The sequence below is a fragment of the Pleionea mediterranea genome, from assembly GCF_003148745.1.
Classification (GTDB): domain Bacteria; phylum Pseudomonadota; class Gammaproteobacteria; order Enterobacterales; family Kangiellaceae; genus Pleionea; species Pleionea mediterranea.
The window spans coordinates 24,484-42,505 of record NZ_QGGU01000007.1 but is presented as its reverse complement, the minus strand read 5'-3'; the positions used below and the strand labels follow the sequence as shown (position 1 = coordinate 42,505).

Genomic DNA, 18,022 nt, shown 5'->3' with positions numbered 1-18,022 from the left:
CAATGGTGAAACTATATTCTCATTACATGTGTCATTTCATGCTTGGAATCCAAGCTCTTCCTATTTTATGTTTATTAAATGGCATACGGGATTTCACATGTTTTGTGAAATCATAATCTCCATGGAAATTGATGTGCCGCCAGGTAATCACGGAGCCCTTCGTCAGCTCATCGATATAAGCCTCCTTCTCAGCTCTATTCTTAGTTTCGACAATTCGAGTGGTGAGATAAAGGTAATTCCAGTAAATAATGGCATTTTCAATGATTGATCGACATAGCGTATATTTAACTTGTTCTTCCATAGTACCCACATGAAATTCTCCGCCTCGGTCCCAGAATACATCACTGTGAAACTTTTGAATGAGCTCGCCTCGGTTGAGCTGCTTTTGGATGTTTTGTCGAAATTCAAGATCGTCAAAGTAATTAAGAATAAAGTTGCTCTTGATGACCTTTCCGAACTCCTTTAATGCACGGTATAACGGGTGATCTTTCGCATGAGAGTTAAGTCGATGGAATAATTGAGAGGCTGTTGCTCGGCCCGATTTAATTGTTGCTATAAACCGTAAAATGTCATCCCATTGGTCTTCTATTATTTTTCGGTTAATTTTATATTTGGGCCGAATGTGCTCTCTATCCCCTTTAAACCAATTCAGCGGATCCAACGAGGATAATGTTTGAGAACCGATATCTCGAATACGCGGAGCAAATGCAAAACCCAGTAAATGAGTGGTCGCAAAAACCGCTTCTGTGTAACCGTGCGTATCGGTGGTGTGTAATCGCGGTGTAGAGCATCGTTGATTCATTAACCCATCTATCATAAAGGTTGCTTCACGATCACCAGGACTGAATACCATGGAATGGAAAAGTCGTTGTTTTTCATCGACGAAACTGTATACAGAAACGCCCGAACCTTTGCCGAGGTATTTAAACGAACGATTGGCAATTAAGGATTCAACGGATACAGGAACTTTCTTACCATCACTGCTTGAGTAAATTTTATTTTCCTCGATCTTATAAACGATCGGTAATTTCAGTTCCCCTATAGCATCAGTAATACTGTCATTTACTTTCTGCAAATTTTCGATGGACAATCGCCATTGCACCAAGTCAACCAATTCGTGCTCTTCAATCCCCTGAGAACGAGCGGCCATTTGTCTCGGTCCAATGTTGCATCCAAGACCAATAATCCCAGCAAATGCAACGTCAGGGTTGGCTTGAAGTACTTTATTTCTCCGGTTGTGACTGGTCAGAAGAGTAACGAAGTCATTAAATTGATTGATTTCTCGCAATACACGTAGAACAGGAATGCTCCCTTCTTGCATTAACTGCTCGCCGACAAACTTTTTGCTGAGTGAGTCAATTGGCGGGGTTTTTGGATTCCATTTCCCGTTGGGATTCATTTTTAAATAACCGTTATCGCCATTAGCATAATGCTTATTGACCCGGAGATAGGTAGCAGTAAGCTTCTTCGCCAAATCATCCAAATATCTTTGACCGTTAAGCATACCTTCCATACCGTGCACAGACAAAAATTGTTTTCTATTTTTCTTCCACTCCTCCTGTGGAATTAAATAACGTTTAAGCGAACGGAACTGAAAACTCCATATTAAATTTAACTCACCTGATTTTAAGGCATCGAGCATATGAGAAAATAAAAGCGTCTTATAAAGTGAGACTCGAAGCTTATTTTCACCTTGATAAATGACGGCCTTTTCTTTTTTCGTTAGAAATCCTGTCGGGAACCCCGAGTCTGTTTTGAAAGTTTCTATAGCGAGTTTTAAAGATGGCCGGGTGAACTCATAATCAAACTCCATCACTTTAATTAAGGGCGTTAGCTTAAGTTGAAGCTTTCGAGATACCTGCTCTAGCAACTCATACCGCAAAGCCTCCTTCGACTCTCGTTCAACCATGGAGTCTAAACGCTTGGTGCGTTTATCAAACTCATCATCTTGTTGACCAATAACAGTGATGAGCTGATTTCGGATCCTTTGAAGCTTCTGCTGATCCGACATGGTCGAATCTTCAACGATACCCAATAAAGACTGGCAAAAAATCGGGAATTGCTTTTGTAAATCAACCGCGCCTTTAATGGCATCAAAATCTTTTCGTCTCTGCTCAAGAGATTTTTCCAATAACATATTTTTTGCTGCATTGAGTTTTGAACGAACTTCTTTTATGAATGCCTGAGCTGCTGCGTCTTGTCGCAAACAAAACTGCATTTTTATGAAAGCTAAAAGATAGAGACACTTTTTTCTATCGTCTTTCATTTGTCGTATTTGACTGGTTCTCGCTTTAATCACCCAGTTGGCATAGTAATCAATTGCTTGATCGTTTAGCTTCATTTTTTCGAGCACAGAAACATATGGATAAAATAATGAACCTAACAACCTGATTTTTTCAGCATTTTCATTCAGTGATGTTGTTTTTAATGACTGATCAATCGATTTCACTTCATTCAATAACGTGTAATGTTTACCAGTCTTATAAACCAGTGAGCTTATATTAGTTTTTTCTTCTTCTGTCAGGTATTGCCCTATTTGCTCTAAAAGTTCATTCTCAACGCGTCGATACTCTCTGGAGATTAGCCCTTGAAGCCGATAATAAGAGGGAACTGCAATTTTTTGTTCCAAACAAAAATCGTAGACAGTCTTAAACATCTCTTTAGGGCCAATCTTTTTTTGCGCTTGCCAACTACAGTGATGTTCAATGCGATGCCATTCGTCATCATCACAAGCCTGCCAACCGAAATACTCCAGTAATGGTGTACGGTGACGATTGGCTGTATCGCCTCCTAATTGTTGTTTTAACTTCTCTAATTCTTCTGCGGACTTAAGGTTATAAAGCTTAGAAAGACGGTATTGTTTAATGGCTATCCGAATATCATTACTGCGATATAGCTTTGAGTCGAAGAAACGACTTTTTGCGAGAAAATAGGCGTGCTGCAATAAAAAGCTCAGTTTACTTTTGTCGGTTCTCAGGTTGTCATAATAGGTTTTTGCCGCTCCTGAGGGTTGAAGATATCGGATCCGTTCTTCATGAGAGAAGTTTGGTGGGCTTTCTATACTATCGATTTCTCCCTTAGTAAGAATTTGAAAGCTGGTTGCCATGCTGTTCTTTTTCCTTTATTTTTATTGTTGAATCTAACGATTCCCCTCGCTTTTTTCAAATAGACTGTTGGATTTTGGATCGTACGATCCAAAATAATGGTCAAAATACATACACCTCTCTAGCATTCTAAAATAGAAATTCACTCAGAAATTAACGCTATCTATATGATTTAATTGTTATTTATGTTTGTTCGTACGGTTTAAAATAGGCTGGTAAAGGTTATTGAGAAGCGTAACCAATTCGACTAATATTCAAGGTAAATATCCTTTGAGAGAACGAATGAAACCTACGGATGCGTTATATCAATCTTTAGAATCTGCTTATGAGCATTTCAATCAGAGCCTATTCAGTGGGACGCTGCCAGATGTTATTTTCACAGTACAACGACAAAAAGGTGTGCTTGGATATTTCGCTCCAGATCGATGGACCTCTATAGAAGGTAAGCAATGCCACGAAATCGCTATTAATCCGACACATATTGGTAAATCCCGAATAATAGATGTGCTTGAAACGCTTGTTCATGAAATGGTTCATTGCTGGCAATATTGCTTCGGAAAACCAGGCAGACGCATGTACCACAATATTGAATGGGCTGAGAAGATGATGGAGATTGGACTACAACCGACCAATACAGGAAAGCCCGGTGGTGCGATAACCGGTGAAAGCATGACTGATTACCCAATTAAAAATGGTCGATTCCTAAAAGCCTGTCATCAATTGCTTGGCAATGAAAAATACAATATTCCTTGGATTGACCGACTAACCGTTGAGCCTCGTTTATCACCACTGAATGACGAGTCAAATCAATCGAAGCATACTCAATATTTATTACCTGAGTCAGATTTTGGTGATAGTCAATTAGAAATCAGTAAAGGTGAGCTTCAGCTACTGGAGAATACTTTTGAACAGCTCCTTCCTGAAGATACATTTTACTCACCTCCTGAGTCCCAGAGGAAAAAGCAAAGTTATGAATGTCCAGGTTGTCACGCAAAGGTTTGGGGTAAGGCCAACTTAAATATTATGTGTTTGGATTGTGAAATCCCCTTTGAGTTTAGTCGTTAAAACCTCTCCATAGAACGAGAAGAATGTATAAAGATCTATCGAGTGACTATCAAAAAGATCTTGCATTAACTTTTGTAAAAATCACTCACCTATTCACCCGGACATAATCAAACTCATTGAAAGTGAGAACACAAAATATAAAGTGATCATTGGTTATATAAAACACAGTAAATGTCGATTCATCCGTACTCATAGCCAGTTCATTAGATCTATAAGTGGACAAATGGTAGAGAGCATCCATTAACCGTTAATTCTCAGTTTTTGGTGTTAATGAGGTTTTAAGTATTCTTGACAGCACCTTTTTTTGCTTATATTCCCTATTACCAATAGGAATTACAAAGACATGGAGCTCTAACTATATGATTTATTTAGATATTATTGGCCTATCGTATTTTTTCCCTGAATATGCACGGACACCCTTCCTAAAAAAATATCTGGTAATTCACTGAGATTTACTGGGCTTTCCTGCAGCAATAAAAAATCTGTAAACTGAAACGCTAACTTTAGATCTTGCTGGTTTTCGATTGGCGTATATATAAAGCAGAGATCGTTTTCAAACTTTATAAAATCTTTCAGTAAATGGCCATGGTGAGTATGAAAAAAATCAATAACCCAAGTATTGTCATTTTCATCAATGATGACATTAGCACCATTAAGATCACCGTGAACATAAGAAAAAAGATAATCCTTCTGAAATCGATCTTGAAGCTTACTTAAATCATTTTTATAAAATTTATATAAGTTATATGCTTGAACTTGACCCGGTAGATTCAATGTATCGTGCGATGAAATGGGCCCTATTAACCCTTCAATTTTCTGCTTTACTGACTCAGCCCAATTGCTGGAGAACTGATAATACTCAAGAAGATTGTGCTTATCTTCAATTGCTGAGCGATATAAACGCCCTAACTGTTTCGAAAATACTGAATCTAGATAAGGTAAGAAATGCTTCTCTGGTAACTCACCTCGAATAAACGCTTCGCATTTTGACTGCAGTGTTTCAACTTTTCCGCCGTTCATTGAGGCGTAGCGATATTTTATCGCCCCTCTTTTACGAAAATCTGCGAAGTCAGCGATCTGTGGGGCCGTATTACCCAGTAAAGCCTCAACACGCTCGAACGCAGTACGTTCTTGTGCCATTTCTTTTTGCTCACCGATTTTAATGACATGGGGTACCTGTTCATAACCATGACTATCAATACTGGTCGCCTTACCCACAAAATTTCCAGAGAAGCCGCCTTCAAGTACTTTGAAAGTGACTTTTTTACAGTCTCTAAACAAATACCGTAAAAGCTCGTAGTCACTCTGCTCAATTTGAGCATGTTCCAGCCCAGTCATTTCAGTTGATGAAGAATAACTTAATGGAGTCTCATTGCTTTGCCCCCCAAGGCATTCAATAAACTCACCAACAGAATCAATTACTCGAATGCCAACAATTCGTTTTAATTGCTCCAAAGCAGCAAAATGGTGACTTCTAGAAGAACTGGCCGTAAGTGCACTGCACACATAAAGGTTGAAGTTTGGGTAGCGAGTCGCTAATTCATACGCAAGAAATAAAACCTTTGCTTCGGTCCATACGCCTATTATGCCAACATTAACCGGTTGATCAGCAAAAGGTTCTAGCGCAACTTGAAGCTCAGTACTTTCAAAGTCGTTGAGTGTCGTACTATTGATAATTTTACTAGATGATGACTCTTTAAAATCAAATATGAACTCAGCACCATTGCTGTCTTTGAGGCAGTGATCGCCAAATTGTGCCAGATGTCCTTTTTGTATTGGATCGGAACTGTCATGCCAATCACGAATATGCACTGTATACAGTTGCTTACGTGATTGCTTCTCAACCCAACTCATAAACTGAGTTAAAGGATTAATTGTCAGGTTATCGCCCAGCAACCGTTTAGACTCTTCGTAACCTATGTGAAGAAAGTTTGGTAAAGACTCATTCTTTTTGATCGGTTTAACAAAATCATTTTGCAAACACTGGGTAATTAATAAAGCTGTCAAAATGTTCCCTTAAGATTTAATTTCCAGTTTTGATTCAGAATATATTCTTCTTGAGCAAAGGTTTCAATGGCATTCGGTCGTTGTTTTCTGACTTGCTCGATGGCTTGTTGCGGTGATTGTCCTGTTTCCACCAATAACCGGGCTGCTATCATACCTGTTCGCCCTAGTCCGCCGCGACAATGCAATACAATTGAGCCACCTGCTGCTAAGAAGTTAAGAAGTTGTCGCAAATATTTTGAGAATGACTGCTCAAATTCGAAATCTGGTGTACACATGTCTTTGATGGGTAAATGAATCCATTCGACAGCATGAGATTGAATAGAAACGCTAAACTCTCCAACCCCCAATCGATCAAACTCATGCATTTCCATCAAACTGATTACTGTTCTATATCCCAGCTCTTCTATCCGATTAATATCTTGATCCAAATCACGTTGCCATTGGCCACTATAGAGTCCACGCCCCTGCTTACCTGGACACAAGGTCATGCCAATTCGACCGCCGCAATCCAATTTAACATAGTCGACTCTCAAAGGATGTGTTGAAGACGTTTTGATCTGATCTTCTGTCTGGCTAGTGTGAAACTCTGCCCTAAGGTGTTCTATTGGTGTCCACGACTGACGATCTTGGTTGTAACACCCCCAAAACTGCCAAGCTGATCCGGATGGAAGTGGTTCGGAACGATCTTGCACCGCTATTGTCATTGCAGATTCAGGAGTAGCAACCTTCTGCTCATTAACTAATAGACAACCATCTGAACATATTACGGCTTTTGCGTTGAATCGACTCGACATTGATCGCAACTCATCCCCGGGCTTTATCAGCTCTGCTTTTAACAAAGATTTGAAGTTAACCATAGAAAAAATATTCACTTAAAAAACATATTAGTAGCAGTCAGGCAACCAAACGCGCTTGCCAATCAGCAAGGCCTATCTTGGCTTTGAGACCAGCATGAAAGTTAAGACTGTCATCGAGCATACCATCACTAAATATTAGGCCATTTTCCGGCATTTGGGACTCGACAATCAATGATTTGGTTGAAGAAGTTTTACCAAACACCAGGTTGGTTTGTGACCGTCGACTCGGAAATGGTTCTCGAACACAGAAATACAAATATCTTTCATCCCAAGCAAAACCTCTTTTCAATCGTAATAATTCGTCAGAGCAGCTGCCGGTTATCCCAACAGCCCCTGCGATTAAACTTTGAAACCAGCCAGTTGAGCCAAGGCCTGTACTGACAATAATACCTGAGCTGGATTGAAGCTCTTGTTCACTTCCCCACTGCAAAATGTAACGAGCGGAGGTGTGCAGTTTTGGACCAATAAAGAGATCGTTGACGCCAACCAATTCTTGTCCATTGGATAATTCTGCTTTAGCGAGGGTAACGTTTTGAAAGGAACAACGCTGGAAAACAGTATCGCTGGCTTGACTACCAATTTCTTTGACATTAAAAGGCAAAAGTACGCCGTCGTACCGAGCTGGATCTGGATTGACGCCAACCACAGGAAGCGATTTAACATACTTTAGTGTGTTAGCGACCAGTCCATCTTGACCAACAACAACCACTGTCTCATCGCCACTAAATACAAAGTTAGGTAAGAAGCTTCGATCTACTTTTTGAACCCGTGCAAACTTTCGATAACTGGCCTCAACACTTTTTAGAGATTGCTTATACTGACGATCCTCATCAATGTAGTCATCGAAGTCTGCACCAAGATGTTCAACATAAAACTTCGCTTGTTCTATCGTATTGTATCGGCGCTTTAACCCATCCAATCGAGTTTCCCTGTGTACCAGAACAACACGCGGGTCCAGACCATTCATTATGCTACCTCGCCATTGATAATACCCTCAACAGCATCTCGGTTGATATTAAGATTACCGATTTTATCTGCATTGTTGGCGAAGTCGGTAAAGGCCTTGGCCATTAGTTGAGCAGGTTGCATTCCCATATTGGCCAGCGCTTTTACTAACTCAGGTTCCAACTGCTTTACGGGTTCAAGTTGCTTTGCAAATTTATAGGACAAAGCATCCGCTTCGATACGTTCGTTTTCCTGGTTTTGTACAACTAGTTCCTTCCGCTTGATGGCCAACTCAATATCCGCAAGCATTTGCTGATTGTGCATTTCCTGTCGTTTGACTTGTTCTTGTTGCACAGCTTCAAGTTTAACTTCCTGTATACGACGTTTTTTCTGCTCCACAGCTTCTTCTGTCTGCAACTCGTTTTCGCGAATTTTACGCTCGGCCTCAACCGATGCATTCCGACGAAGATAAATTGCATCATCAGCTTCTTGTAATAATCGTTCTCGCTCACGTGTTTGTAACGCTCCTGCAGTTTCTGGATTTGGCTTAATTGCAGTAATGCTTAACTCCAAAACATTAATCCCAAGAGTCTTTAGGTATTCAGACTCTGCAAGATGTTTTTGAATGGTGCTAAAGGTTGCCGGCTTCATCTCTAGAGCTTCACCCAGTGGCAGGGACTGCGTGTACGAACGAACCAGCACCTGCAATCGATTAATGATTCGATTTGCTAATTTTTCAGGATCATCAGAACGGTAAGCTGTGGCCTGCTCATTCAGTGAAAAGTTCATTGCTTTTGCAATAGCGACAGGATCAGTTATCCGATAAGTTAAACTACCTTGAACAGTAAGTTCTTGAAAATCTCGTGTGTGCTCACGAAAAATAAATGGCTGATCTTGATTGCCCATAGGAACAACTACAATACTGCTTGTGGGTGCGTAATAGAAAAAGCTTAAACCTTCGCCTTTCTTTTTAAGCCTCCCGCTTTTAAATAACATGACATAATCGGTAGGCTGTGATTTATAAAACTGGATAATGGCCATAATTTTACTCCTTTATTAAATGTGATTACGCAGGTGTGGGTATTGGCGCTCTTTTGTGTTCAGTTAATACGTACTGATTTTTGATTCGCATTGCTGTATTTTCATTAACTGTTTTTCCCTCAAGAAAATCATCGAGTTCGTCATAAGTTACGCCAAGTCGATCTTCATCCAGCGCTTGTGGAGCTAACTCTTCCAGATCGGCTGTAGCGGGTTTTCCATAAAGTTGCTCAGGGGCTCCCAACATCTTCGCAAGCCCACGTACTTGACGTTTATTGAGACCAAACAAAGGCGCTAAGTCACAAGCACCGTCACCGAACTTGGTATAAAAGCCCATAGTCGCTTCCGCACTATGATCTGTTCCGACAACAAGGCCGTTAACCTGATTCGCAATCGTATATTGGATCACCATGCGTGTGCGGGCTTTTATATTACCTTTCACAAAATCATTCTTTTCAGGATTATTGGCATTAATGCCACTTGCATTCAGTGCCTCGATTACATCCTGCTCTGCTGCTATTACCGCTGCAGCTATATCAACTTTAACCACACGAGTCGGTTCGATGACCTTAATCGCCGTTTGCGCATCGTCCTCATCCAGCTGATTACCATAGGGCAGTCGCACTGCGATAAATTCATGGCCAACACCGACTTCATAATTAAGTTCGTTAACAGCCAGTTGGCACAAACGACCTGCCGTAAGAGAGTCGACGCCGCCACTTATCCCCAACACCAGGTGCTTCATTCCTGTGTTCTCAAGCATATTTTTAATAAAATCAATTCGCTTGCGCAGCTCAACTTCCAGATTAGCCTTGGGATCAACTTTCATCGCATTAACAATCATTTTTTGAGTAAACATTACTCCACTCCTTACGCCGTATGACGCATTTTTAGTTTTTCTAAATAAGCCACATAATCCATATCTTCACACATGGTTTTTCCGGCACTGTCAGGCATCTTGGCCACTGGTCGGCCATTCAATGCAACCAACTTCATAACATTACTGAGTGCTTTAACACCCATGTCGTTGGTCAGGTAAGTGCCAATTCCAAAAGACGTATTAATCTGCTCATGAAACGCCTTGTGTAAATCAATTGCTTTTTGAAAATCAAGACCGTCGCTGAACACCGCAGTTTTAGTTTTAGGATCGATTCCAAGATGATTTTTAAGATGATTGAGTAATTTTTTGCACCACACTTTTGGACAACCTGAATCATGACGAAAGCCATCAAAGAGTTTGCCGAAATAAAGATCGAGGCTTTGCAAAAACATGTCCATTCCGAGTACATCAGTCAGTGCAATTCCCAGATCACCACGATACTCCTGAACCCAAGTTTCAAGCGCCATAGTCTGAGACTGCTCAGGATGAGTAAATCCTTGGAATGCCTGCAAATACTCGTGCGCCATGGTACCGATGGGTTTAACCCCAAATTCCTTTGCCAGATAAACATTGCTGGTACCGACAAAATGCTGTGGCACACGCTGCTTTAATGTACGCACCACCTGATAGTGCCAATGCTTGCTGAATCTTCGACGGGTACCAAAATCTGCAAATTTGAAATCAGGCACATCTGACTGCTCAAGAAAGTCTATCTTATCGGCCAGTCGTCCACGCCCTTCTGCTTCAGTTACTTCCGGGTGGGTATGCCGCATCCAAAGTTCTTGCACAATTGCCAAAACAAAGATTTCAAACATCATTACTCGGGTAATAGGACCTTTTGCTCTTACTGAAAGCTCGCCATTTTTAATGTCGACTGATAGATCTTCAGGGTTCAACCGAAAATCTTCCAGAAAGCTCAAATAGTTTGGTTTTATGAATGGCAGTGTTTTCAGATACTGCAATTCAGAAAATTGCATCTTAAGTTGGCCCAGCGCCTGCAACTCTTCTCTCAAAGCAGCCATTATCGGTTTAAAATCTATTCTTGGTGTACGGCACTTAAAAGCATATTCACCTTTCGCATCCCCGAAGTGATGTAGCATAGTCTGCTGCATTGTAAATTTATAGAGATCGTTATCGAGTAAAGAGGTAATAATTGGCTTATCGGCTTTCATAATGACTCCTATGCCAGCACGGCTTTTAGTTCGTCTGTGTTACATACAACTTCGGCACCCGCCTGGGCGATTTCTTTTAGCGCAGCTGCCACCGTTTCATCGGCAATTCCTCGGGTGGCCGCCATATTGAGAATGACCCGAAAACCAGCATTGCACAGATCAACAACTGTCTCTTTGACACAGAAGTCAGTAGCCAGGCCACCGACAATAACGGTAGTAACGTCATTACACTGCAGCCACTCAATTACACCGGTGCTGCGCTTCTTAGCCAAATCGTGATATACGGCACTGTAGGGGTGCATCGTGGGCTCAACACCCTTCCAGACAAAGAAGTCATATTCTGCTGGCTTAGGCAGCCCTTCGATATACTCGAACCCCCGAGTACCAGGTACCGCGTGAAGATTCCAGCGTAAATCAATGTCAGCTCCTTTATTAGTAATAGCTGTCAGCTGTGGTTCTTCTTCGGTCGCGACCCATTCAGCTTTAGGAGAATGTGCGTCTTTAGATCCCAAGCGGTAATCGGTCAGTTTTGCCTGTTCATTCAGAGGACCAACTATCTCCAGGCCACCTGGAACAGGAAGCTCTTTTGGGCACTCTTCGGTAAAGCCGTATTGAGGATCCACATCAAAGCTCGCTATCTTATTCATTATTATCTCCTCATATTCGTAGTTACTACTATTAAAAAGGCAAAAAATATATTTATTTCCGCATCTGGTGCAAATATACTTTTAACACTTTATAAATGCAAGTTAATTTTTATATATTCTTAAATTGACATTTATATTCGTAGTTAGTACATTATTAATATGAAATCACGAAATATTGGTATTTTGGGTTCTGCATTTAATCCACCCACTCTCGGGCATTTGGATTTAATCAGGCAGGCAGTAAACGAGCTGGACTGGGTTTACCTGGTACCGAGCTTCGCCCACGCCTTTGGGAAGCAAATGGCAGACTACCAGTTGAGAGCAGATATGGTGCGAGCCTTTATTGCAGATCACAAACTTGAACGCGTCTCATTATTACTGTGTGAGCATGAGCTGGCTGGTAATGGTCCGGTTTATACCTATGATGTCCTGAACTGGCTTGAGTGCCAATATGCTTATGACTCATTACATTTTATTATTGGTCCAGATAATGCGAAAAACTGGAGTAAGTTTCATAAGGCAAAACAAATTCAAAAGCGTTGGTCAGTATTTATTGGTAAAGAACGACAAGCGATACGATCAACATATATCAGGCAGGCTGTTTCAATTGGCGAACCTATCTCAAGTATGACGTCTACAAGCGTCGCTGAATTAATTAAACAACATAAATTATATCAAGAGGAAACGGCAGCATGATCAATACGATTGACACCGTAGGCGTCCGATTCAAAAACGATACGGTCCAAATCTTACTGTCACGACGCGATAAAAATCCTTATGAAGGAGAGTACGCCCTTCCCGGTGGTTGGGTCTTTGAAGATCAGGATAAAAACCTGAGCGACGCAGTCGAGCGTGTGATCAAAACCAAAACTAATCATCAACTGTCTTATTATGAGCAGGTTCATACTATCGGAAACAGTCAGCGAGATCCTCGAGACTGGTCGGTAACAGTGGTCTACCTCTGCTTGTTCTCAAGCAATCCTCTGCCAGAAAACAAACAAGACGTTAAGTGGGTCGAAGTAAACAAGATTCTTTCTGATGAGTTCAGCCTGCCTTTCGATCATAAAGACTTGGTAGCACTAGCCATGGAGCGATTACGAAGTAAGGCAATGTACACAACCCTGCCCGGCTTCTTATGTGAAGACGTTTTTTCCATGAAAGATTATCAAAATGTCGCAGAGCAAGTTATTGGCAGTAAATTAAATGATCGAGGTCTTCGAATACGATTGGAGGAATCCAATGCCTTAGTGGACGCTAAGATGACACGCCAGACAGGCAAGCGTCCTGCCAAGCTGTTTCGCTTGGCTGACCGAGATAAACCCCGCAATTTCGATCGCATGATGTACGGTAAAGCAAAATAACCTCAAAGGAGGCAATCATGTTTAACAACGATATTCTTAAAGTTCCAACACTCGAAGAAATTGAAAGCACAGAAACATTCACGGCCATCAGGTTCTTGCTGCAGATGAAAGGACAGGTGGTTCCCAGCTGGATCCACCAAGCCGCCGATAGTGCTTATGGTCGACCAGGTCTGCAAGCAGAAGGTAATCAAATCTTAAATGAATTAATGGACACTATTGATTGCCAAAAACTACAGGAAAAGCCCGTGATCCCCTTAAAAATTAATCAACTCAGCAAACGAGCCTGTAATGCATAAAGACGTCGAAATTATCAATGAAGAAGTGACAGACTTTGCCTTCGCTCAAATAAAAGTGCTTAATTTGCGTCACAAAAAGCACAATGGTGAATGGTCAAACGTCTTGAAGCGTATCGTAATGGATAAAGGCCATGCTGTAGCGGTTTTGGCGATTGACAGATCAACAAAAAAAGTGGTTCTTACTCGACAGTTCCGTTCAGGTGCAGCATTTGATGATGATCCCTGGCTTTATGACTTGATCGCCGGGATGATTGAGCCTGATGAATCACCACGTGATGTAGCCCTACGTGAATCGGAAGAAGAAGTTGGTGGGCAAGTCGAAATCTTTGACCGAATCGGCAACTTTTATAATTCTGCAGGTACATGTACTGAAACAACCGAATTATATGCCGCGTGGATCAATGCAGAGCATCTTCCCTCATACGGCGGATGTGAAAATGAAGATATCGAGGTCGTTACCGTCTCAATTGAAGATTTTCTGACACTAGCAGAAAATGGCGGTTTAAGAACCAGCTCAAGTTTGATTGGTGCTTTCTGGCTTAAAAGTAATTTAAACTTTTAAGCCAGATAGTAATTACCGAAGAAGTTTTAAATTATCGAAGCTAAGGTGGTTTTCCCTGAATACACTCAGACTACATTAGAACAATTTCAACTAGGCTCTGAGCTCGATGGTAATCATGTCTCTAATCGTAATTCAGGAATCGACTTTTAATTAATGAAAAAAATGATTTGGTAACGTTAAAAAGTTCATAAAAACCGAATTAATTCTTGATGCGCGGGAACAAACGTTGTAGTCACTAGGCAAGCCCAAACTCGTCATTCATCTTAGTGAACATTGTGCTAATAACAGTCCATTAGTTACACCGAATGATTGTCAGAAGTTTGGTTTATCGCCTCTATCGGCAGCGTGGAATATATCCTACGATATACTTTGGCTAGAAACCATAACCCTTCAACAAGACAGGGGGTTTAAAATATGGCCCATGGAATGGCTGGAGCAGTTAAACAGCAACCTACGTTCTCGGGAACTCTTATTGGAGCCCCCTTTCTTTACTCTATGATCATTATTTGTTTTATACTTTTAGTTAAAAAAACCAAATTATATCTTTAGATCGAACCAAAGCTTGAAACTTCATAATATTGATTAAAATAATATACAAATTAAAACAAATATTTCAATTACTTAGAGTCAAGGTAAGTTACGCACAATTAGGTGAAGGTCCAAGTCTTGAACTGTATTTTAATAATAAGCTCACCTGAATCTTTATACCTAATTTAATGACAACCACAAATTAACGGATAATTAGACGTGTCAGCAATTGATGGAATATCTAAGTAATCATTTAATACTGATTCAGCGGTACAAAAAGCACCTTCCACCCAGGCCTGATCATTTGAAAATGCTGAGCCTATTAAAAAAACATTGTTGCTTGCTCCGGCAAGTTTACTGGGTGCTCTTATAGACTGCATCACATCACAAATATCGTAATGCGGTGCCCAGGCATGATAACCCGCACCGAACGGATTAAGACCCCAATCCATAAATACCGTCTCTTTAGGCGTTGGAATTTTATAAGCGGAATCAGGATCACCATAATGCAATTTTGCCAGTTGAAGAAGTAACATTTTAGACATTGTTTCTGTGGCGACTTCTCCACCTTTTAGTGGTTGTAAGTCTTGCGAGTAAGCTTGTTCTCTTCTTTCATTAACAGAAAGCTCAAGTTCTTTCCAAAAGCCGGTAAATCTCATGTCATCGTAGGACGCTAAAATGCCGTATACAGGGGTTGAAGTCGCATTGGCGTTGTTGCCAAAGTAATACACCTGTCGAAGTGGCAAGTCCGTAATTGTTGGACCAAATATATTGGTTTCGCTATTGTCAGCATCAAGTTTAGGTGGATAAGAACTATCGAGCCACCACTGCGAATCAAAAAACATTGCTACTTTATATGAAGGCTGTTCCTCTACCGAATCTAGGTAGTTCCTTACTTTATTGTTATTAAGAAAGTCTATACCATTTTCAGGTTGATTATAGCGTGTCGCTTGTGCAACTAACTCAACGGATTGAGGCGGCATAGCCAGAAAAACATAATCAGCGGTCTTCGGCTTACCATTAGCTTGCTCAGGATCATCGGCCGTAGCTAATCGAAAAACCGGTTTTTCATTATCGAGCCAAATAGAATGCAAACGAGTTTTGGCTGTTAGTGTTACGGTGATATTTTTTTTCTTCGCTTCATCTAAGGTTTGTTGAAGCAACTGAACAAATAAACTGGAATAACCTGTCTTTAACGTTTTAAATTTTCCACCAGGCGCAAACTCTCCGTTATAGATGGCTGCATTGGCGGCATTCCAATTGATCACATTAGAACTATACCCTCCTGCATCTGCTGCGTAGTTAAACCCCTCATTGCCAGCTTGGTCATAAAATAAATTCCAGTAGCCAATGTTTCCTGCAACATCGTTTCCATTGTAAACGAAAGAATTAAAACTTCCGGGTAATTGGCCATTTGCATAAAATTCGCACTGATCTTTTCGAGTTTCTAACTTACTATCTTGAGTAATGAGCTTCGAAATTTCAGCAAACAGTTTATCGGGTGAGTTTTCATTATTTCCTGGTGTGCCATAGGGAGCTGTTAAATTACCACCATTACCTTTGAGCTCATTTTGATAAAAATGTTTACCCCTCAAATAAAACAGTGGATTTTTCGTGGTGTTAAAAGGAATGACCTGATCGTCCATTCCCAGCATTTGGATGGTTTTGGTAACCAGCTGGTGCCCTTCATGGCTTGTATCGTCCCACTCTAAAAAACGCATGCCGCCAATTTCAATATAACTATTTTCTTTACTGTTTTGATAAAAGTGACTACAAATTCGACCGGCGGGTTTACGACCTTTTCCTGTATCAGAAAAATCATAGTCACCCCACTCGTAAATTTGCAACGTATCGTCTGAAGATAGTTTGCCACTGTTGATGAGTCGCCATGCTGTGTACAAACCGGATGGACCAGCTCCAAAAATACAATATTTTTTTGCCATTATAAGTCTCCTTACGCCAATATAATTTTTATTATTGCTTTTGCCACTCGATCGTAAAGTTTGATCGATCAATGCTGTAGGTTCCATAATCAAATGATTCAACAGGACCATCCAGCATCTGATTAATCATGTCACCAAGAATGGGGATAAATTTTGCTGCCCAACCCGCGGTATACACAACAATATTACGACTGTTTGGGTGTGATTTTGGTAAATAATCGAGCAATAACTCTTTGCTTGAGTCTTGTGATAACGATATTAAACAGGTCGATGTAAATTGAGGTGTAGAATCTAACCCATCCATATGCTTTTCAACCCATTGTGCATCCAGACTCAGGCTCTCCGGACTGGGTGTATAAGTTCGCTCCTTTGGACTATCAATGATCTTATCTGGGAAGTCGGTTGCGACCCTCAGATATCCTGGGTGGGACCAATCAACTTCTGGAAAGCCGTAAAACAAAGCGCTACTTTGTGGTTTTTGAAATACGAACCAGGTTGGGAGGTTATTCATTGCTTTGGTCTTTCTAAAATAGGCCGAAGACATTTGCCAGATATTAATACCTACTTTTAAGTTAAAAAGTGACAACAAATCATTCGTGTAGGGACCGGCACAAATGGCTAATTGACTTGATTGGTAAGTCGATGTGGCTGTCGAAACTTTTATAGCATTTTCAACTTCGGCATCTATATTATTAACCGGTTCGTACTCAAGAAATTCAACGCGACCTGTCTTAATTGCCGCATTAAACAAGGCCTCTTCTGTTGCCTTTAAATTAATGATCCCGCCACTGGGCTGAAAAAAGCCACGATAATCTGATGGTAGATTTTTAAACGCGAACTCTTGTTCTATTTGCTCGGCAGTTAAAGGTTTGTAAGGAATATTTAAATGATCCATGACTTTTTCAGCTGCTTTAATCCCGCCCTCTTGTGAAGATAGACTGGGATCACCAAACCATAAGCTTCCACATTGTTTGATAAGAGTCTTGAAGGTGTAACTTTGTAAATCGGCCCAAAAGTTTTGTGACGATAAAACCAGTTCAGACATATATTGCTGTGCGTATTGTAATCGAAACTGTCTAGAAGCCCCTGCAGAACTGCCACTCTCATTCAAAAAGCCCTGCTTTTCTATAATTAAAACATTTTTACCACGACTACTAGCTTGATAAGCTGTGGACAAACCCATGGGGCCACCACCAATCACAATTAAATCATATTTTTTACTCATAACTGCCTCTTAAAGCATTGTTACTATCCCATGAAAACTTTCATAAAAATCTAAATCGAATGTGTTGAGTTGATAAACTTGGGAGGGATTTTAGGTCAGTTGAGCTATTTTTTAATTGCCAAAACCTGATCATTTAAACCTCTCCTTGTTAAATTTAATTTAGCAACAGATACTAATGATAAACATAAACGCATACTTCTCAGAAATATGTAGCTAATTTGAGATATATAAAATTATATTTATTTATGAGATGAAAGCAGGAAGGATAAACTTAACTATAAACTACCGTAAACTGTACTGGTTAAAGTCATCCAGTCATGCATAGGGAGAAAAAGATGGTAAAGAAAAGGTAAAAGAACATTCGAGATCTATGTAAAGAATAACTCATCGAA

General features: G+C 40.5%; 15 protein-coding genes. 5 read left to right on the top strand and 10 right to left on the bottom strand.

Annotation, left to right across the window (positions count from 1 at the left end):
* Positions 1 to 31 precede the first annotated feature (31 nt).
* Entirely contained in the window at positions 32 to 3,106 is a 3,075-nt protein-coding gene (locus C8D97_RS10125; RefSeq protein ID WP_109763666.1) for a Tn3 family transposase, read from the bottom strand.
* Positions 3,107 to 3,386: 280 nt separating this feature from the next.
* On the opposite strand from C8D97_RS10125, the gene C8D97_RS10120 reads away from it, so the two are divergent.
* Positions 3,387 to 4,169 (top strand): SprT-like domain-containing protein, encoded by a 783-nt coding sequence (locus C8D97_RS10120; protein ID WP_109763665.1) that lies wholly within the window; start codon positions 3,387 to 3,389, stop codon positions 4,167 to 4,169.
* A 375-nt stretch (positions 4,170 to 4,544) separates the two neighbouring features.
* Here C8D97_RS10120 and C8D97_RS10115 read toward each other — a convergent pair whose 3' ends face one another.
* Genes C8D97_RS10115 through C8D97_RS10085 form a run of 7 tightly spaced genes read right to left on the bottom strand, consistent with a single transcriptional unit; the run spans position 4,545 to position 11,715 of the window.
* Positions 4,545 to 6,176: an isochorismatase family protein gene (locus C8D97_RS10115; protein ID WP_109763664.1), complete on the bottom strand. Its 1,632-nt coding sequence runs from the start codon at positions 6,174 to 6,176 to the stop codon at positions 4,545 to 4,547.
* Positions 6,173 to 7,033 (bottom strand): phosphatase domain-containing putative toxin, encoded by an 861-nt coding sequence (locus C8D97_RS10110; RefSeq protein WP_109763663.1) that lies wholly within the window; start codon positions 7,031 to 7,033, stop codon positions 6,173 to 6,175. The genes C8D97_RS10115 and C8D97_RS10110 overlap by 4 nt, the downstream gene beginning before the upstream one ends.
* 37 nt (positions 7,034 to 7,070) lie before the next feature.
* The gene (locus C8D97_RS10105; RefSeq protein WP_210204914.1) at positions 7,071 to 8,000 is read right to left on the bottom strand and encodes a sugar kinase; all 930 of its coding nucleotides are present in this window, start codon (positions 7,998 to 8,000) and stop codon (positions 7,071 to 7,073) included.
* A complete protein-coding gene (locus C8D97_RS10100) occupies positions 8,000 to 9,019 on the bottom strand; it encodes an SPFH domain-containing protein (protein ID WP_109763661.1) in 1,020 nt (339 codons plus the stop codon). Before C8D97_RS10100 ends, C8D97_RS10105 begins: the two co-directional genes overlap by 1 nt.
* A 25-nt stretch (positions 9,020 to 9,044) precedes the next feature.
* On the bottom strand, positions 9,045 to 9,875 hold the full coding sequence (gene nadE, locus C8D97_RS10095; protein ID WP_109763660.1) for an ammonia-dependent NAD(+) synthetase: 831 nt from the start codon (positions 9,873 to 9,875) through the stop codon (positions 9,045 to 9,047).
* 11 nt (positions 9,876 to 9,886) lie between these two features.
* Positions 9,887 to 11,068, bottom strand: a complete 1,182-nt coding sequence (gene pncB, locus C8D97_RS10090; RefSeq protein ID WP_210204913.1) for a nicotinate phosphoribosyltransferase — start codon at positions 11,066 to 11,068, stop codon at positions 9,887 to 9,889.
* An 8-nt stretch (positions 11,069 to 11,076) separates the two neighbouring features.
* A complete protein-coding gene (locus C8D97_RS10085) occupies positions 11,077 to 11,715 on the bottom strand; it encodes an isochorismatase family protein (protein ID WP_109763658.1) in 639 nt (212 codons plus the stop codon).
* Positions 11,716 to 11,874: 159 nt separating this feature from the next.
* Between C8D97_RS10085 and C8D97_RS10080 the strand changes: the two genes are divergently transcribed.
* From C8D97_RS10080 to C8D97_RS10065, 4 genes are read left to right on the top strand one after another with little or no spacing between them, the layout of a single operon-like run.
* Positions 11,875 to 12,411, top strand: coding sequence for a nicotinate-nicotinamide nucleotide adenylyltransferase (locus tag C8D97_RS10080; protein ID WP_109763657.1), 537 nt, complete (start codon positions 11,875 to 11,877; stop codon positions 12,409 to 12,411).
* The gene (locus tag C8D97_RS10075) at positions 12,408 to 13,076 is read left to right on the top strand and encodes an NUDIX hydrolase (protein WP_109763656.1); all 669 of its coding nucleotides are present in this window, start codon (positions 12,408 to 12,410) and stop codon (positions 13,074 to 13,076) included. Before C8D97_RS10080 ends, C8D97_RS10075 begins: the two co-directional genes overlap by 4 nt.
* A gap of 17 nt (positions 13,077 to 13,093) precedes the next feature.
* Positions 13,094 to 13,372 carry a hypothetical protein gene (locus C8D97_RS10070; RefSeq protein WP_109763655.1) on the top strand — a complete coding sequence of 93 codons (279 nt, stop codon included), beginning with the start codon at positions 13,094 to 13,096 and terminating at the stop codon, positions 13,370 to 13,372.
* Entirely contained in the window at positions 13,365 to 13,934 is a 570-nt protein-coding gene (locus tag C8D97_RS10065) for an NUDIX domain-containing protein (RefSeq protein ID WP_109763654.1), read from the top strand. Before C8D97_RS10070 ends, C8D97_RS10065 begins: the two co-directional genes overlap by 8 nt.
* A gap of 713 nt (positions 13,935 to 14,647) precedes the next feature.
* Here the strand turns inward: C8D97_RS10065 and C8D97_RS10060 are convergent.
* Both C8D97_RS10060 and C8D97_RS10055 read right to left on the bottom strand, forming a co-directional pair.
* Positions 14,648 to 16,507 carry a flavin monoamine oxidase family protein gene (locus C8D97_RS10060; RefSeq protein ID WP_210204912.1) on the bottom strand — a complete coding sequence of 620 codons (1,860 nt, stop codon included), beginning with the start codon at positions 16,505 to 16,507 and terminating at the stop codon, positions 14,648 to 14,650.
* On the bottom strand, positions 16,437 to 17,630 hold the full coding sequence (locus C8D97_RS10055; protein WP_109763652.1) for an FAD-dependent oxidoreductase: 1,194 nt from the start codon (positions 17,628 to 17,630) through the stop codon (positions 16,437 to 16,439). Before C8D97_RS10055 ends, C8D97_RS10060 begins: the two co-directional genes overlap by 71 nt.
* Positions 17,631 to 18,022: the final 392 nt, after the last annotated feature.

What these genes read in the sequence shown, in the direction of transcription:
- C8D97_RS10110 (WP_109763663.1), bottom strand. Translation starts at nt 7,033, where the DNA reads ATGGTTAACTTCAAATCTTTGTTAAAAGCAGAGCTGATAAAGCCCGGG.
- C8D97_RS10105 (WP_210204914.1), bottom strand. Translation starts at nt 8,000, where the DNA reads ATGAATGGTCTGGACCCGCGTGTTGTTCTGGTACACAGGGAAACTCGA.
- pncB (WP_210204913.1), bottom strand. Translation starts at nt 11,068, where the DNA reads ATGAAAGCCGATAAGCCAATTATTACCTCTTTACTCGATAACGATCTC.
- C8D97_RS10075 (WP_109763656.1), top strand. Translation starts at nt 12,408, where the DNA reads ATGATCAATACGATTGACACCGTAGGCGTCCGATTCAAAAACGATACG.
- C8D97_RS10070 (WP_109763655.1), top strand. Translation starts at nt 13,094, where the DNA reads ATGTTTAACAACGATATTCTTAAAGTTCCAACACTCGAAGAAATTGAA.
- C8D97_RS10120 (WP_109763665.1), top strand. Translation starts at nt 3,387, where the DNA reads ATGAAACCTACGGATGCGTTATATCAATCTTTAGAATCTGCTTATGAG.
- nadE (WP_109763660.1), bottom strand. Translation starts at nt 9,875, where the DNA reads ATGTTTACTCAAAAAATGATTGTTAATGCGATGAAAGTTGATCCCAAG.
- C8D97_RS10065 (WP_109763654.1), top strand. Translation starts at nt 13,365, where the DNA reads ATGCATAAAGACGTCGAAATTATCAATGAAGAAGTGACAGACTTTGCC.
- C8D97_RS10125 (WP_109763666.1), bottom strand. Translation starts at nt 3,106, where the DNA reads ATGGCAACCAGCTTTCAAATTCTTACTAAGGGAGAAATCGATAGTATA.
- C8D97_RS10100 (WP_109763661.1), bottom strand. Translation starts at nt 9,019, where the DNA reads ATGGCCATTATCCAGTTTTATAAATCACAGCCTACCGATTATGTCATG.
- C8D97_RS10085 (WP_109763658.1), bottom strand. Translation starts at nt 11,715, where the DNA reads ATGAATAAGATAGCGAGCTTTGATGTGGATCCTCAATACGGCTTTACC.
- C8D97_RS10055 (WP_109763652.1), bottom strand. Translation starts at nt 17,630, where the DNA reads ATGAGTAAAAAATATGATTTAATTGTGATTGGTGGTGGCCCCATGGGT.
- C8D97_RS10080 (WP_109763657.1), top strand. Translation starts at nt 11,875, where the DNA reads ATGAAATCACGAAATATTGGTATTTTGGGTTCTGCATTTAATCCACCC.